The sequence below is a fragment of the Acidisoma sp. PAMC 29798 genome (genome assembly GCF_030252425.1).
Lineage (GTDB): Bacteria > Pseudomonadota > Alphaproteobacteria > Acetobacterales > Acetobacteraceae > Acidisoma > Acidisoma cladoniae.
Genome location: NZ_CP126994.1, coordinates 2,141,317 through 2,155,716, shown reverse-complemented (window position 1 = coordinate 2,155,716; position 14,400 = coordinate 2,141,317). Strand labels below are relative to the sequence as shown.

16 protein-coding genes are annotated in these 14,400 nt (G+C 66.5%); 14 read left to right on the top strand and 2 right to left on the bottom strand.

Annotated features, from left to right (window positions below; all coding sequences use genetic code 11):
* Positions 1-9 precede the first annotated feature (9 nt).
* Entirely contained in the window at positions 10-774 is a 765-nt protein-coding gene (gene cobJ, locus QP803_RS10430; RefSeq protein WP_284947690.1) for a precorrin-3B C(17)-methyltransferase, read from the top strand.
* Here the strand turns inward: cobJ and QP803_RS10425 are convergent.
* Positions 738-1,508, bottom strand: coding sequence for a cobalt-precorrin-6A reductase (locus QP803_RS10425; RefSeq protein WP_284947689.1), 771 nt, complete (start codon positions 1,506-1,508; stop codon positions 738-740). The two genes, cobJ and QP803_RS10425, sit on opposite strands and share 37 nt — an antisense overlap.
* Here QP803_RS10425 and cbiE point away from each other — a divergent pair.
* The 3 genes from cbiE to cobM are packed head-to-tail and all read left to right on the top strand — an operon-like array spanning position 1,490 to position 3,806.
* Positions 1,490-2,683, top strand: a complete 1,194-nt coding sequence (cbiE, locus tag QP803_RS10420; protein WP_284947688.1) for a precorrin-6y C5,15-methyltransferase (decarboxylating) subunit CbiE — start codon at positions 1,490-1,492, stop codon at positions 2,681-2,683. The genes QP803_RS10425 and cbiE overlap by 19 nt on opposite strands.
* Positions 2,680-3,042 (top strand): cobalamin biosynthesis protein, encoded by a 363-nt coding sequence (locus tag QP803_RS10415; RefSeq protein ID WP_284947687.1) that lies wholly within the window; start codon positions 2,680-2,682, stop codon positions 3,040-3,042. Before cbiE ends, QP803_RS10415 begins: the two co-directional genes overlap by 4 nt.
* On the top strand, positions 3,039-3,806 hold the full coding sequence (gene cobM / locus QP803_RS10410) for a precorrin-4 C(11)-methyltransferase (protein ID WP_284947686.1): 768 nt from the start codon (positions 3,039-3,041) through the stop codon (positions 3,804-3,806). Before QP803_RS10415 ends, cobM begins: the two co-directional genes overlap by 4 nt.
* Here the strand turns inward: cobM and QP803_RS10405 are convergent.
* Positions 3,781-4,848, bottom strand: a complete 1,068-nt coding sequence (locus QP803_RS10405) for a cobalt-precorrin-5B (C(1))-methyltransferase (protein ID WP_284947685.1) — start codon at positions 4,846-4,848, stop codon at positions 3,781-3,783. The two genes, cobM and QP803_RS10405, sit on opposite strands and share 26 nt — an antisense overlap.
* Before the next feature lie 47 nt (positions 4,849-4,895).
* On the opposite strand from QP803_RS10405, the gene cobA reads away from it, so the two are divergent.
* From cobA to QP803_RS10355, 10 genes are all read left to right on the top strand, one after another.
* Positions 4,896-5,714 carry a uroporphyrinogen-III C-methyltransferase gene (cobA, locus tag QP803_RS10400; protein ID WP_284947684.1) on the top strand — a complete coding sequence of 273 codons (819 nt, stop codon included), beginning with the start codon at positions 4,896-4,898 and terminating at the stop codon, positions 5,712-5,714.
* Entirely contained in the window at positions 5,711-7,003 is a 1,293-nt protein-coding gene (locus QP803_RS10395) for a cobyrinic acid a,c-diamide synthase CobB (RefSeq protein WP_284947683.1), read from the top strand. Before cobA ends, QP803_RS10395 begins: the two co-directional genes overlap by 4 nt.
* Positions 7,003-8,016, top strand: coding sequence for a nicotinate-nucleotide--dimethylbenzimidazole phosphoribosyltransferase (cobT, locus tag QP803_RS10390; protein ID WP_284947682.1), 1,014 nt, complete (start codon positions 7,003-7,005; stop codon positions 8,014-8,016). Before QP803_RS10395 ends, cobT begins: the two co-directional genes overlap by 1 nt.
* A complete protein-coding gene (gene cobS, locus QP803_RS10385) occupies positions 8,013-8,771 on the top strand; it encodes an adenosylcobinamide-GDP ribazoletransferase (protein WP_284947681.1) in 759 nt (252 codons plus the stop codon). Before cobT ends, cobS begins: the two co-directional genes overlap by 4 nt.
* Positions 8,772-9,030: 259 nt before the next feature.
* A complete protein-coding gene (locus QP803_RS10380; protein WP_284947680.1) occupies positions 9,031-10,026 on the top strand; it encodes an ABC transporter permease in 996 nt (331 codons plus the stop codon).
* 54 nt (positions 10,027-10,080) lie between these two features.
* On the top strand, positions 10,081-11,037 hold the full coding sequence (locus tag QP803_RS10375; RefSeq protein WP_284947679.1) for a sugar-binding protein: 957 nt from the start codon (positions 10,081-10,083) through the stop codon (positions 11,035-11,037).
* 134 nt (positions 11,038-11,171) lie between these two features.
* A complete protein-coding gene (locus QP803_RS10370; RefSeq protein ID WP_284947678.1) occupies positions 11,172-12,722 on the top strand; it encodes a sugar ABC transporter ATP-binding protein in 1,551 nt (516 codons plus the stop codon).
* A gap of 37 nt (positions 12,723-12,759) precedes the next feature.
* Entirely contained in the window at positions 12,760-13,032 is a 273-nt protein-coding gene (locus QP803_RS10365) for a BrnT family toxin (RefSeq protein ID WP_350356081.1), read from the top strand.
* On the top strand, positions 12,992-13,261 hold the full coding sequence (locus QP803_RS10360; RefSeq protein WP_284947677.1) for a BrnA antitoxin family protein: 270 nt from the start codon (positions 12,992-12,994) through the stop codon (positions 13,259-13,261). The genes QP803_RS10365 and QP803_RS10360 overlap by 41 nt, the downstream gene beginning before the upstream one ends.
* A gap of 7 nt (positions 13,262-13,268) precedes the next feature.
* Positions 13,269-14,147 (top strand): VOC family protein, encoded by an 879-nt coding sequence (locus QP803_RS10355; RefSeq protein WP_284947676.1) that lies wholly within the window; start codon positions 13,269-13,271, stop codon positions 14,145-14,147.
* Positions 14,148-14,400 lie beyond the last annotated feature (253 nt).

The following is a 14,400-nucleotide window of genomic DNA, read 5'->3' as shown; positions in this document are numbered from 1 at the left end:
AGCAGAGCTTTGACCGGCCGGGTCTTCGTCATTGGGCTTGGTCCCGGCGATCCGTCGCTGCTGACCGGCGAGGCGCGGGCGGCGCTGGATCTCTGCACCGACCTCTTCGGCTATTTTCCCTACATCGACCGCATCCCGGAACGGGCCGGCGTGACACGCCATGCCTCGGACAATCGCGAGGAACTGGCCCGCGCCGGCACCGCGTTGGCGCTGGCCCTGACGGGCAAGATCGTCGGCATCGTGTCCGGCGGCGATCCCGGCGTCTTCGCCATGGCGAGCGCGGTGTTCGAGGCGATCGATACCGGGCCGCCCGAATGGCGGGCGCTCGACATCACCGTCGTGCCCGGCATTTCGGCGATGCTCGCCGCCGCCGCCCGGCTGGGCGCGCCGCTGGGGCATGATTTCGCGGTCGTCTCGCTGTCCGATAATCTGAAACCCTGGGCGCTGGTGCTGAGCCGCATCGGTGCGGCGGCGACTGCCGGCTTCGCCCTCGCGCTCTACAACCCCATTTCCCGCGCGCGGCCCTGGCAATTGGGCGCCGCGCTCGACCATCTGCGGACGATCCTGCCTGGGGAAACGCCGGTCGTTTTCGCCACCGCTGTCAGCCGGCCCGACGAGCGTCTCGACATCCTGAGCCTCGCCGAGGCCGACTCGGCCCGTGCCGATATGCGGACCCTGGTGCTCATCGGCACGGCCGAGACGCGACGGATCGCGCGCCGCGAGGGCAGGGACTGGCTCTATGCGCCCCGTGCCGCCGCCAAGGTTTCGGCATGAGCGCGCAGCCAGATCAGCGCCTCGGCCGGCGTCGCCACCCGCTCACCCATGGGCGCGGCGGGCCGTTCCACCAGGATGACCGGCAGGCCGAGGGCGCGCGCAGCGCGGAGCTTGGCATCGTCCCCGCCGGAATTCTTGGTCACGAGCACGTCGATATCGTGCAGCAGCGCGCGCTCCGCCGCCTCATCGAAGGGCCCACGCCCGGTGATGATCTCGGCATGCGGCGGCAGCAAAGCGGCGTCGGGCGCATCGACGCTGCGGATGAGATAACGGTGATGGGCAGCGGCCTGGAAGGGCAGCAGGTCCTGCCGCCCGATGGTCAGGAACACGCGGCGCGGCGCGGCACCCAAAGCCTCGGCGGCATCGGCCACGCTCGCCACCATGCGCCAGTTATCGCCGGGACCGGCGGTCCAGCCCGGCCGTTGCAGCACCAACCTCGGCACACCCACCGCCGCGCAGGCGATTTCGGCATTGGCGGAGATACGGGCGGCGAAGGGATGGGTGGCATCGATCAGCACATCGATGGGCGTGGCGCCGAGATAGGCGGCGAGGCCCTCGGCACCGCCGAAACCGCCGATGCGGCTGGGGATCGGCGGCAGCACCGGCGCGCGCGTTCGCCCGGCGAGGGAGAGGATCGGCGCCAGCCACGCCTGATCCACCAGCAGCCGCGAGAGGCCAGCGGCTTCGGTCGTGCCGCCCAGAATGAGCAGGCGCAATGATGGGGGATCGGCCATGGCTGACGATTGTCGGCATCGGGGAGGATGGTGTCGAGGGCCTGTCCCCCCTTGCTTGCTCCGCCATCGTCGCGGCGGACCTCGTGGTCGGCGGTCACCGGCATCTGGCGCTGGCTGACAGCCTGATCCAGAGCGAGCGTTTGGCCTGGCCGATACCCTTGGTCGAGGCGATCCCGGTGATCCTGGCGCGGCGCGGCAGCGCGGTTGCGGTGCTCGCCTCAGGCGATCCCTTCTGCTTCGGCATCGGCAGCACCCTCGCGCGGCATGTGCTGATGGGGGAGTATGTTGTGATTCCAGCACCTTCGGCCTTTTCCCTCGCCTGCGCCCGGCTCGGCTGGTCGTTTCAGGATGTCGAGACGATCTCCTTCTGTGGTCGTCCGCTGGAGGCGCTGCGTCCGCTGTTGCAGCCCGGTGCGCAGATTCTGGCCCTGTCGGCTGATGCCACCACGCCCGCCGCCGTCGCGCTCCTGCTCGCATCCTGGGGTTTCTCGGAAACCCGCATGACTGTGTTGGAATCCCTCGGCGGTCCTGCAGAAAAAGTATCGACTTTCAAAGGCATACAGCCGGATCCGCTCAACCTGATGGCTTTGGAAGTCGTCGGCGGCCCGGCAATGTCACTGTCTGCCGGGCTCGATGAGGATTGGTTCGAAACCGATGGCCAGATCACCAAGCAGGAAATCCGGGCGCTGACGATCGCGGCGCTGGCCCCCAAGCGCGGCGAGGTCTTGTGGGACATCGGCGCGGGGTCGGGCTCGGTGGGCATCGAATGGATGCTGCGCCACCCGGCCAACCGCACCATCGCCATTGAGGCCCGACCGGATCGCGCGGAGCGCGTGATGCGCAATGCGCTTGCCTTGGGTGTGCCGGCGCTTGTGGTGAAGCAGGGACGAGCGCCGGAGGTGCTGGACGGTCTCACGCCGCCGGACGCGATCTTCATCGGCGGGGGTTCCTCTAATCCTGCACTATCAATGCAGTGCTGGTCGGTCTTACGGCCCGGCGGTCGGCTGGTCATCAACGCGGTGACACTTCCGACGGAGCGGGTGATGATGCAGCGGCAGGCTGAATGGGGCGGTCGGTTGACGCGCATAGGCATCGAACGGCTTGAGCCGATCGGCCCGATGCAGGGCTTCGCTCCGGCGCGCACAGTGCTGCAATATCGGGCTGTAAAACCTTGATAGTAGCGGGTATCGGTTGCCGCACCGGCGTCTCGTCGGAGGCTGTCGTCGCCCTTGTCACGCATGCTGCGGAGGGCAGGCGGATCGACGCGCTGGCCGTGCCGGTCTTCCGGCAGCACGAGTCGGGTATCGCCGAAGCGGCGCGAGCACTCGACCTCCCGATCACCTGGATCGACCATGCGGCGCTGAAGGGCGAGCAAGGCCGTTGCCAGACCCGCTCCGCCCGCGCCGAGACCGAAGTCGGATTGTCCTGCGTCGCTGAGGCGGCGGCGCTTTTCGCGGCTGGCCCGCAGTCACGGCTGGTTCTGCCGCGCATCGTCGGCGGCGGCGTCACCTGCGCTCTGGCGGCCTCGGCATGACCGTCCATTTCATCGGCGCCGGACCCGGTGCCGCCGACCTGCTGACGATCCGGGGGCGGGACATTCTCGCCCGCTGCCCGGTCTGCCTCTATGCCGGGTCGATCGTGCCGACCGCCATGCTCGCCCATTGCCCCGAGGGCACCCGACTGGTGGATACGGCGTCCTTCAGCCTCGACCAGATCGAGGCGGAATACATCACCGCGCATCGCGCCGGGCAGGATGTCGCGCGGCTGCATTCCGGCGATCTCTCGATCTATAGCGCGGTGGCGGAGCAGACGCGGCGGCTCGACCGCCGCGGCATTGCCTGGACCATGACCCCCGGCGTGCCGGCCTTTTCCGCCGCCGCCGCCCTCCTCGGCCGCGAACTGACGGTGCCCGGTCTCGCCCAGAGCGTGGTGCTGACGCGCATCGATGGCCGCGCCTCGCCCATGCCGCCGGGCGAAACCCTGGCGGCCTTCGCCGCGACGGGCGCGACGCTCGCGATCCATCTCGCCATTCATCGGCTGGAGGAGGTGGCTGCGGCCCTGCTGCCGCATTACGGTGCGGATTGCCCGGTGGCGATCGTCGCACGGGCAAGCTGGCCGGACGAGCAGATCATCACCGGCACGTTGCACACCATCGTCATGCTGCATGCGGCGGCGCCCGTCGCCCGCACAGCGCTAATTTTTGTCGGCGCCGCGCTGGGACCAGAGGATTTCCGCGAAAGCGCCCTTTATGACGCGGACTATCTTCGCCGCTTCAGGGGGCTGGATGACCGGCGATAACATGACCGTCGCGGTCGATCATCAGAACGTCGAGTGCGATGGGCGCCTCGCCCAGAACCTCCATCGCGACCGCATGAGCGCGCGCGGCAATGGTGGCGGCGAGAGGAATCTTGCCCGCAAATTCAAACGCCAGTGCGGTGGTATTCGCCTCGGCGATCCGCTGCGCCAGGTCTGCATCTGCGCCGAGTTCGGCAGCGAGCTCTGCCAACGCGGCGCTATCCACGCCGCCGCGCTTGGAATGCAGATCGAGCCGGCCCTGGGCCAGCTTGGTCATTTTCGCCAATCCGCCCGCGAGGGTGACGCGCGCCACCGGATGCCGCCGCAGATATTTCAGCGTGCCGCCGGCGAAATCCCCCATGTCGATCAGGGACAGATCCGGCAGGCCGTATCGGGCTTGAGCCGCCAGTTCCGACGTGCGGCCGGTCGCAGCGATGACGTGGGCGAGGCCGGTGGCGCGCGCGACGTCGATCCCGCGACAGATGCTGTCGATCCAGGCAGCGCAGGAGAACGGAATCACAATCCCCGTCGTGCCGAGAATGGACAAGCCTCCGCGAATGCCGAGGCGCCCGTTCAAGGTCTGTTCGGCCAGCGCCTCGCCGCCGGGAATGGACACTTCCACCACCCAATCGCCGCCGGCGCCAAAGACTTCGGCCAGCGCATCGGCGATCATGCGGCGTGGCACGGGATTGATGGCCGGCTCGCCCGGCGGGATCGGCAGACCGGGCAGGGTGACGGTGCCGACGCCTTCGCCCGCCCGGAACACAAGGCCGGATTGCGCCGCGCCCGCTGCCACGGTCACGCGAATCAGCGCCCCATGCGTGACGTCTGGGTCGTCACCCGCGTCCTTGACGATGGCGGCCATGGCATGACCATCCCGCAACGACGTTTCGGCCAGGGCGAAGGCGACGCTGCTGCCACCGGGCAGACGGATCGTCACCGGATCGGGGAAGATGCCGCTGCGCAGCGCTTCGGCGGCGGCGCGGACGGCGGCGGCGGCACAGGCGCCTGTGGTCCAGCCGCGACGAAGGGGGGAGGTTTCCACCCGCTAGAAACTAGAGAGGCTCGGCGCGCGAGTCACGGTGAAGACGGATGATGACGGTCGAGGACGCGCTGACGCGCCTGATGGGAGAGGTGCCGGTCTTCGCAGGCGGCCATGTTTGGCTGGCCGGCGCGGGCCCAGGCGATGCCGGTCACCTGACCCTCCATGCCATTGCCGGCCTCGCCCAGGCCGAAGTCGTGCTGCATGACGCGCTGGTGAGTGACAGCGTCTTGGCCCTGGCCAAACCGGGCACGGAGCTGATCCATGCCGGCAAGCGATGCGGCCGGCCATCTTCCGAGCAAACCAGCATTTCCAATGAGTTGATCGCCCAGGCGCGCGCGGGACGGCGGGTGCTGCGCTTGAAGGGTGGCGATCCCTTCGTCTTCGGGCGAGGTGGGGAGGAAATTCTCGCCCTGGCCGAAGCCGGGATTCCGTTTCGAGTCATTCCGGGCATGACGGCGGGCGTTGCGGGCCTCGCCGCCGCGCTGATTCCGGCGACGATGCGCGGCATCAACCAGGCCGTGATCTTCGCCACCGGTCATGGCGCGGAATCGCAGCATGCGAGCCTGAACTGGGAGGCGATGGCGAGCCTCGGCCAGCCCATTGTCCTCTACATGGGCGCCCGCCGCATCGGCACCATCGCCCGTCGACTGATGGCGGGCGGCATGGCGAGCGGGCTTCCGGCGGCTCTGATCCTTAATGCGACGACGCCCGAGCAGCATGTGACGGTGACCGATCTCGGCCATATCGCCGAGGTCGTCGGCACGGCGGATGAGGAATCGCCCGCCCTGATCGTAATCGGCGGCATCGTCGCGATGCGGCGCCGCATTTACGACCTCATCGCCCAGCTCCAACCGGAACTGCGATGAAGGGCCTCATCCTCGCCGCACCGCGTTCGGGATCGGGAAAGACGACCGTCACGCTGGCGCTCGCCGCCGCCTATCGCCGGCGGGGCGTCGCGGTGGCAGTGATGAAGTCCGGCCCCGACTATATCGATCCTGCCTTCCACGCAGCGGCGACGGGGCGCCCGGCCTTCAACCTCGACAGCTGGGCGATGCCGCCGGCGGTGCTGGATGGGCTGATCGGGTCGGTCGCCGAAACCGCCGACCTTGTGCTGATCGAGGCCTCCATGGGGTTGTTCGACGGCGTGGGTGCGCCTGGGCAGGCGGGGCGTGCGGCGGACCTCGCGGCGCGGTGGGGCCTTCCTGTGGTGCTCGTGATGGACGTCTCCGGCCAGTCACAAACCGCAGCCGCGACCGCGCGCGGCTTCATGGAGTTCGAGCCGGGCGTGACCATCGCCGGCACCATCCTCAATCGCCTCGGCAGTCCCAAGCATGAGGCCGGTATCCGCCCCGCCATGGCCGCCATCGGCCTGCCCGTGCTCGGCGCCCTTCTGCGCGACCCGAGCGTTTCGCTGCCCGAACGCCACCTCGGCCTGGTCCAGGCCGGCGAATTCTCCGACCTCGCGGCGCGGTTCGACCATCTCGCTGATCTCGCCGAGGCGCGTCTCGAACTCACGGCGATTCAGGCCATGGCGGCGCCGATCACGGTCGCCGCCGCCAAAGCCACGGCGGTTCCGCCACCGGGCCAGCGCGTGGCGGTGGCACGGGACGACGCGTTTTCCTTCCTCTATCCGCATCTGCTGGAGGGTTGGCGCCGAGCTGGGGCCGAGATTTCATACTTCTCGCCCCTGGCCGACGAAGCCCCGGCCGAAGATGCCGACGCCTGCTGGCTGCCGGGTGGATATCCGGAGTTGCACGGTCCCGCGCTCGCCGCCGCCGAGGGGTTTCGGCGCGGCGTGCGGCATTTCGCCGAAACGCGCGCCGTGCATGGGGAGTGCGGCGGCTATATGATGCTCGGCCGCGCTCTGACGGATGCCGCCGGACACTCGCATGAGATGCTGAACCTTCTCGACCATGAGACGAGTTTCGCGCGCCGCAAACTGCATCTAGGCTACCGCCGTGCTCGGCTGATCGAGACGGACGCCATCCTGCGCGGCCATGAATTCCATTACGCCACCGTCTCCCACGCCGGGACCGATGCGCCCTTCGCCCATCTGGCCGACGGCGTCGGCGCCGATCTCGGCCCGGCCGGCAGCCGGCGTGGCCGCGTGTCCGGCAGCTTCTTCCACCTGATCGCCCAAGAGGACGCCGCCTGATGACCACGCTCCGCTTCAATCACCTCTCCGATCTGCTCCACGGCCTGCCCGGTGCTGATGAGGCGGCGGCCGATGCCGTGGCGCAGCGGCAGGCGCGGCTGACCAAGCCGCCCGGCAGCCTCGGCCGGCTGGAGGAGGTGGTCGGTTGGCTGGCCCGCTGGCAGCGGCGCGACATGCCGCGGCTCGACCAGGTCGATGTCGTCATTTTTGCCGGCAATCATGGCGTGACGGCGCAGGGCGTTTCGTCCTTTCCCGTCGAGGTCACCGTGCAGATGGTGGCGAATTTCCAGACCGGCGGTGCCGCCATCAACCAGATCGCGGCCATCGCCGGAGCCAAGCTCTCCGTCGTGCCGCTGTCCCTCGACCAGCCGACCGCCGACTTCACGCAAGAGCCGGCGATGACCGAGGGCGAGTTCCTCAAGGCGGTTAATGCCGGGTTCGATGCCGTGGTGCCGGGCACCGATCTGCTGTGCCTCGGTGAAATGGGGATCGGCAATACCACGGCGGCGGCGGCGCTGGCCGCCGCGCTGTTCGGTGGCACGGGGGCCGATTGGGCCGGGCGCGGCACCGGCCTGGATGCCGAAGGCGTCGCTCGCAAGGCGGCGGTGGTGGACCGGGCGCTCGCCCTGCATGCCGATCACCTCGCCGATCCTTGGCAAGTCGCCCGCCGCCTGGGTGGGCGGGAGACGGCGGCCATTCTGGGCGCCACCATCGCTGCGCGGCGCCACAGCATTCCCGTGCTGCTCGATGGTTTCGTTTGCTCCGCCGCGGCCGCGGCGCTTGCCAAGCTGATGCCGGGTGGCTTGGATCACACCCTCATCGGCCATGTTTCGGCCGAGGCCGGGCATCGGCGCCTTGTTCGCATTCTCGACCGCCCCGCGCTTCTCGACCTCGACATGCGCCTGGGGGAGGGCTCGGGCGCGACGCTCGCCGTCAATCTCCTGCGTTCCGCACTCGCCTGTCACGCGGGCATGGCGACATTCGCCGAAGCCGGCGTGGCAGACGGCTCATGATCCGCTGGCAGGAGGCGCGGGCCGATCTGATCGCGGGCTTCGGCCTGCTGACGCGACTGCCGATGCCGCGCGGCATTCAGGGCTCGCCGCTGGGCCGTTCCATCTGGGTCTGGCCGCTGGTCGGCCTGGTGGTCGGTGCCATCGGTGCCGGCGTCTACGCCCTCGCCCTGCGCTGCCATCTCTGGCCCCTGATCGGCGCCTTGCTGGCCGTCTTGGCGATGACCGCGATCACCGGGGCGCTGCATGAGGACGGCTTGGCCGATACCGCCGATGGCATCGGCGGTGGCGCCACGCCCGAGCGGCGGCTCGCCATCATGAAGGACAGCCGCATCGGCAGCTTTGGCGCCTTGGCGCTGATCGGCTCCGTCGGCCTGCGCGTCTTCACGATCACGCAAATCGCCGAGCCCCGCGTGGTGGCGGCGATCCTGATCACGGCGGCCGTTCTGGGCCGCGCCGCCATGCCCGGCGTGCTGCTGCTGTCAGCCGCCGCGCGGGCGAACGGATTGGCCGCGAGCCTCGGCGTGCCCGATCGCGCGCGCATCGGCGCCGGCTGGCTGATCGCCGCCCTGGTCTGCCTCCTGCTCGTGACGCCGCATCATGCTCTCGCGGCGGTCATCGGGGCGGTGGTGGTGGTCTTCGGCATGGCCGCCCTCGGGCGGCGGATGCTCGGCGGCTATACGGGCGACACCCTCGGCGCGGCTGAGCAGCTCACGGAATGCGTGGTGCTGCTCGTTCTTGTGGCGATGGTGTTTTAGCGACGAGACGATACGCCAGGCGACTTTCGCTCATCTGTGCGCGTCCCCGAATTTTGTTCTGTTTACTCTGACCGGCCGCTTCATTGTTACGGGCTTGCCGCCATCCGTTCTGCCGCTATACCGTGATGCATACCGTGGCGCAGTTCGCGGACTGAAGAAATCCACCGTGGGATGAAACCCCGGGCAGTACAGAGTGACGGGGAGGGGTTTCATTGACGAAGAATAGTCGCACACCGAGCCAAGACGGCGGCGGGATCGCATGAGTGCGGTTCAGCCCAGTGGTGGCCGGGTTCAACGGTCCTTCGTGAGCCGCGTCTTCCGCTCGCGCGAGACCGGTATCGTCATGGCATTGCTGATCATGGTCGTGGGGCTTTCGATCTTCGCGCCAGACTTTGCGACGCCGAACAACCTGCTCAACGATTCGCGCAACTTCTCCTTTGTCGGCATCGTCGTGCTCGGCCAGGCGATGGTGATGATCACCGGCGGCATCGACCTTTCGGTCGGCAGCGTCTGGGGCCTCACGGCGGTCGCCTCGGCCGCGCTGATGAACACCGGCATGGGCACCATTCCGGCCTGCGCCATCGCCCTGGTCATTGCGGGCTTGTTCGGCCTGTTCAACGGCCTGTGCGTGACGAAGCTGCGCATGCCGCCGTTCGTGCCGACGCTTGCGACCATGAGCATCGCGCGTGCCCTCGCCCTCGTCATCACGCGCGGCCATTCCATCGACGGCTTCCGGCCCGATGACAGCCCTTTCTTCAACCTCGGCGGCGGCCAGACTTTCGGCCTGCCCAATCCCTTCATCGTCTTTCTGGTGCTCTCGGTGATCGCGAGTCTGGTGCTGACCCGCAGCGTGTACGGCCGCCAGCTTTATGCCATCGGCGGCAATGAACGCGCCGCGCGGCTGACCGGACTTGAAGTCGATCGCCTGAAGATCAGCGTCTATGTGATTTCGGCCGTGCTCGCCGGTCTCGCGGGCATCATCGAAGTCAGTTACCTCTCCTCCGCGATTTCCAACCAAGGGCTCGGCAAGGAGCTGAGTGTCATCGCGGCGGCGGTCATCGGGGGCACCAATCTCACGGGCGGCGAGGGCACCATCCTCGGCGTCTTCATCGGTGCGGTGATCCTCGAGGTTTTGCGCAACGGCCTCGTGCTGCTCGGCACGGATGCCTATTGGCAAGGCGTGTTCGTCGGCTCCGTCATCGTGCTGGCGGTGTTCATCGATCAGCTCAGGAAAGGGTTCTGGCGAACGCGCTAACCGTGCCTGCACACGAAACTTCCATTCGACAACATCCCCAAGGGAGAACTATCCATGAAAAAGATCCTGCTGACGACTGCGGCCGTCATGACCATGGGCCTAGGCCTGATGAGCGTCGGCGCGATGCATGCCCGCGCCGCAGAAAAGACCTTCGCCCTGGTACCCAAGGCGCTCGGCATTCCCTTCTATGCAGATGCCGAGACGGGCTGTGAGGCTGAAGCCGCCAAGATTGGCGCCAAATGCGAATTCACCGGCCCGTCGCAGCTCGACGATGCCGCGCAGATCAGCATCATGCGTGACCTCATCACCAAGCATGTCGCCGGCATTTCGGTCGCGCCGAACAACCCGGACTCGATCAAGAACGTGATCGCCGCCGCGCTGAAGGCCGGCATTCCGGTCATCACCTTCGATTCCGATGCCCCGACCTCCAAGCGCATCGCCTTCGTCGGCACCAATAACGCGAGCGCCGGCGCCACGGCAGGGGACGCTTTCGCCAAGGCCCTGCCGAATGGCGGCACCTATGCCGTGCTGACGGGCGGCCTGTCTGCGGCCAACCTCAATGACCGCATTTCCGGCTTCAAGTCCAAGCTTGGCGCCAGCTTCAAGGAAGTCTCGGGTTCGCCCTATTCCTGCAATGACGATTCCAACCAGGCGGTGCAGGTGATCCAGGACATCCTGTCCAAATACCCGCATCTGGACGGCATCTTCTACTCCGGCGGCTGGCCGATGTTCGCGCCCGCAGCCTATGCCCGCGCGCTGAAGAGCCGCAAGGCCGATATCCAAAGCGGCAAGTTTGTCGTCGTGTCCTTTGACACGCTGCTGCCGCAGTTGAAGCTGCTCAAGGAAGGCTATGCGACGACGCTCGTCGGCCAGCGCCCCTACGCCATGGGCACCGGCTCGATCGATGAGCTGAACACGCTGACGCAGGGCGGCACGGTTCCGCCGATCACCGACACCGGCACCGACGTTGTGAGCGCATCGAATGTCGATGCGTTCATGGCGAAGAAGTGACGTGATAGCCCGCGGAATCGCGGCCTTGCTATCACGTCATCCGCGGGCTTGATCCGCGGATCCACACTTTGGGCGCCCATGGATCCCCGGATCAAGTCCGGGGATGACGGTGTGTTACTCGTAGAGGACCTCGCATGACCGTTCTGCTCACCGTGGAATCCATCTCGAAGGGCTTCCCCGGTGTGCAGGCGCTGCGGGATGTGACCTTCCATGTCGAGGCCGGGACCGTCCATGCCATCATGGGCGAGAACGGCGCCGGCAAATCGACCTTGATGCAGGTGATCGCGGGCGCGCTGCGCCCCGATTCCGGCCGGCTGATCTTCGATGGGAATGTGCTGACCCTGTCGGGCACGCGCGATGCCGCCGCCAAGGGCATTTCCATCGTCTTTCAGGAACTGATGCTGGCGCCGAATATGTCGGTCGCCGAAAATGTCTTTCTCGGTGTCGAGCCCCGGCTCGGCGGCGTGTTGGTGGATCGCGCAACCCTGCGCGCCAAGACCACGGCGGCACTGAGCCGCATGGGCATTGCCATCGATCCCGACCAGCGGCTGGGTGAACTCACCATCGCCCAACAGCAACTGATCGAAATCTGCAAATCTCTTGTGCATGAGCCGCGCCTGCTCATTCTCGATGAGCCGACATCGAGCCTGTCGGAGACCGAGACGCTGCTGCTGTTCCGCGTGGTGCATGACTTGCGGGCGAGCGGCGTGACCATCCTCTATATCTCCCACCGCATGCGCGAGGTTTTCGCGAATTGCGATTACGTGACCGTGCTGCGGGACGGGCGACACGTGCGCACCATGCGCCTGGACGAAACCGATCAGGATGAGGTCGTGCGCCTCATGGTCGGGCGCGATCTCGCCGGTGTGCAGCGCGTGAAACCCAATTCCGCCGGCCGACCTGTGGTGTTTTCCGTGCGCGGCTTGACGGACAATAAACGCTACCACGACATTTCCTTCGATCTGCGCGAGGGAGAGATCGTGGGTCTCGCCGGTCTCATCGGCGCGGGTCGGTCTGAGACTGCGCTGGGCATCTTCGGCGCGCCGCCAGCGGCCAGCGGCACCATCAGCATCGCCGGCCAGGAGGTGCGCATCCGCAAGCCCAAGGACGCCATGCGCCTCGGCCTCGGCCTGGTGCCGGAAGACCGCAAACTGCAAGGCCTCGTGCTTGGCATGGGCGTTGGCGCCAATGTCTCCCTCGCCGCACTGGGCCTCGGCCAATTGTCGAATGCGAATGTCGTGAGGCCCCGCGCGGAGGCGCGCATGATCGACACCTATGTCGACCGCTTCCGCATCAAGACGCCCTCGATCGAGCAGCTCGTCGGGTTATTGTCGGGTGGCAATCAGCAGAAGGTTGTGCTGGCAAAGTGGCTGGCGACGAAGCCGCGTGTGCTGATCGTGGACGAGCCAACGCGCGGCGTGGACGTGGGCACCAAGGCCGAGATCTACGCCCTCATGCGCGAATTGGCGCGGGACGGGCTGGCCATCCTCGTCATTTCCAGCGACCTGCCCGAGGTGCTGACGATTTCCGACCGCATCCTGGTCATGCGGTCCGGCATGATGGCGGGGGAAATCGCCTTCGAAGATGCGTCCGAGGAGCGGATCATGGCCCTCGCGGCTTTGGAGCATGTTGATGCGGACACGCCCCCGCCCGGCACGTATGGCGAGGCGGAAGCGCGGAGTTAAGTCTTGCCGCGCCGCTTTAATGACACTACATTAAATAGTGGAGATCACCTTCGATTCCGCGAAACGTCTAAGGACGCTTCTGGAGCGAGGGCTGGATTTCGCCGATGCCGTGGAGGTTTTCGCCGGGGATTACGCGGTCGAGCGCGATCTGAAGCGGGATTACGGTGAGCCTCGATTTATCACGGCGGGCGTTTTGCGTGGCCGTATGGTGGTCGTGGTTTGGACGCCGCGGGATGGGACCCGGCGCATTATTTCAATGAGGACGTGTCATGAGCGAGAAGCCTCAGAATGGCGAAAGCGACTGGGTTGATCCGGATGACGCTCCGGAATTGACGGCGGATTATTTTGATCATGCCGATTGGTACAACGGCGAAACCTTGATCCGCCGTGGCCGGCCTCGGCTTGAGGTGACGAAGCAACAGGTGACGGTGCGTCTCGATGCCGATGTCCTGACGGCGCTGCGTGGCAGCGGTGAGGGTTGGCAGAGCCGGATGAACGCGGCTTTGCGGGACTGGCTGAAGCTCGGGAGCAAGAGCTAGCCGCTTCATGGCCAGAACGCTGGATCACATCGTGCTCTGCGTGGACGATCTGGAGCGGGCGCGGCAGAGTTACCGAGACCTCGGCTTTACACTGACGCCGCCGGCCATCCACCCCTTCGGCACGCGCAATTCCCTGGTGCAATTCGCGGGGCGAAATTTTCTGGAACTCCTCGCGCTGAACGATGCGGCGGCCATTCCGCCGCATGACTTTCCTGAACGGTTTAGCTTCGCGGCCGAAAGTGCCGCGTTTATGCGGCGCCATGGCGAGGGGATGTCGATGCTCGTTTTCGCGGGAGATGACGCGCGCGCCGATGTCGCGGAATTCCGCGCCAAGGGGCTCACGACCTACGCGCCCGTCGATTTCGGCCGGGATGCGACACTGCCGGATGGAAGTATCGCACGGGTAGGGTTCTCGCTGGCCTTCGTGACCGATGTGGCGATGCCTGATGTGTCGTTCTTTACTTGCCAGCAACGGCATGCCCCAGAGCTGTTCTGGAAGAGCGACTATCAGGCGCATGCGAACGGGGCGGTGCGGTTGACCGAAATTGTGCTGTCAGCGGAAGTGCCGCGTGCGCATGAAGCGTTTCTCGCGCGGCTGACGGGTGGTGTTGTGGGCGGCGACGAGGCGGTGATGACGGTGGGCGATGCCTCGGACCGGATCACGGTGATGACGCCTTCGCGCTTGGCGGAACGGTTTCCCGAGTTGGCGGGATCGGGTGCTGGGGAGTTGCCTCGGTTCCGGGCGTATCGGGTGGAGGTCGGTGATCTCGCCGTGGCGGAGGCTGTGTTGCGCGCGAACAGGGTGGCGTATCGGAAGGTGGAGACGTCGCTCGTTGTGGCACCCACCGCCGCGCATGGAGTGGTGGTGGAGTTTGCAGAGGCGTAGTTTCAGAATGCGTGTCAGCCCTGGAACAGGTAGCATAGGTTATGAGTGTTGCCGCGTCGCTGTTGGTAATGCTTTCAGTCGATAGCGACCGACGGGTATGGACACAAGCAAATTGAGACTAACTACAAGGTGAGACCATTTCCAAGGTGTGCCTTATGCGTAGAGGAACCGTCAGATTACATTGGAAATTTTCATGGTCAAGTTGCGGGATGAGATGTATCAATGCCTTCATAACAGACATTTGAATGAATCG

Coding starts and splice junctions, on each gene's coding strand:
- cbiE (WP_284947688.1), top strand. CDS start 1,490: ATGATGGGGGATCGGCCATGGCTGACGATTGTCGGCATCGGGGAGGAT.
- QP803_RS10425 (WP_284947689.1), bottom strand. CDS start 1,508: ATGGCCGATCCCCCATCATTGCGCCTGCTCATTCTGGGCGGCACGACC.
- cobM (WP_284947686.1), top strand. CDS start 3,039: ATGACCGTCCATTTCATCGGCGCCGGACCCGGTGCCGCCGACCTGCTG.
- cobA (WP_284947684.1), top strand. CDS start 4,896: ATGATGACGGTCGAGGACGCGCTGACGCGCCTGATGGGAGAGGTGCCG.
- QP803_RS10395 (WP_284947683.1), top strand. CDS start 5,711: ATGAAGGGCCTCATCCTCGCCGCACCGCGTTCGGGATCGGGAAAGACG.
- cobT (WP_284947682.1), top strand. CDS start 7,003: ATGACCACGCTCCGCTTCAATCACCTCTCCGATCTGCTCCACGGCCTG.
- cobS (WP_284947681.1), top strand. CDS start 8,013: ATGATCCGCTGGCAGGAGGCGCGGGCCGATCTGATCGCGGGCTTCGGC.
- QP803_RS10380 (WP_284947680.1), top strand. CDS start 9,031: ATGAGTGCGGTTCAGCCCAGTGGTGGCCGGGTTCAACGGTCCTTCGTG.
- QP803_RS10375 (WP_284947679.1), top strand. CDS start 10,081: ATGAAAAAGATCCTGCTGACGACTGCGGCCGTCATGACCATGGGCCTA.
- QP803_RS10370 (WP_284947678.1), top strand. CDS start 11,172: ATGACCGTTCTGCTCACCGTGGAATCCATCTCGAAGGGCTTCCCCGGT.
- QP803_RS10360 (WP_284947677.1), top strand. CDS start 12,992: ATGAGCGAGAAGCCTCAGAATGGCGAAAGCGACTGGGTTGATCCGGAT.
- QP803_RS10355 (WP_284947676.1), top strand. CDS start 13,269: ATGGCCAGAACGCTGGATCACATCGTGCTCTGCGTGGACGATCTGGAG.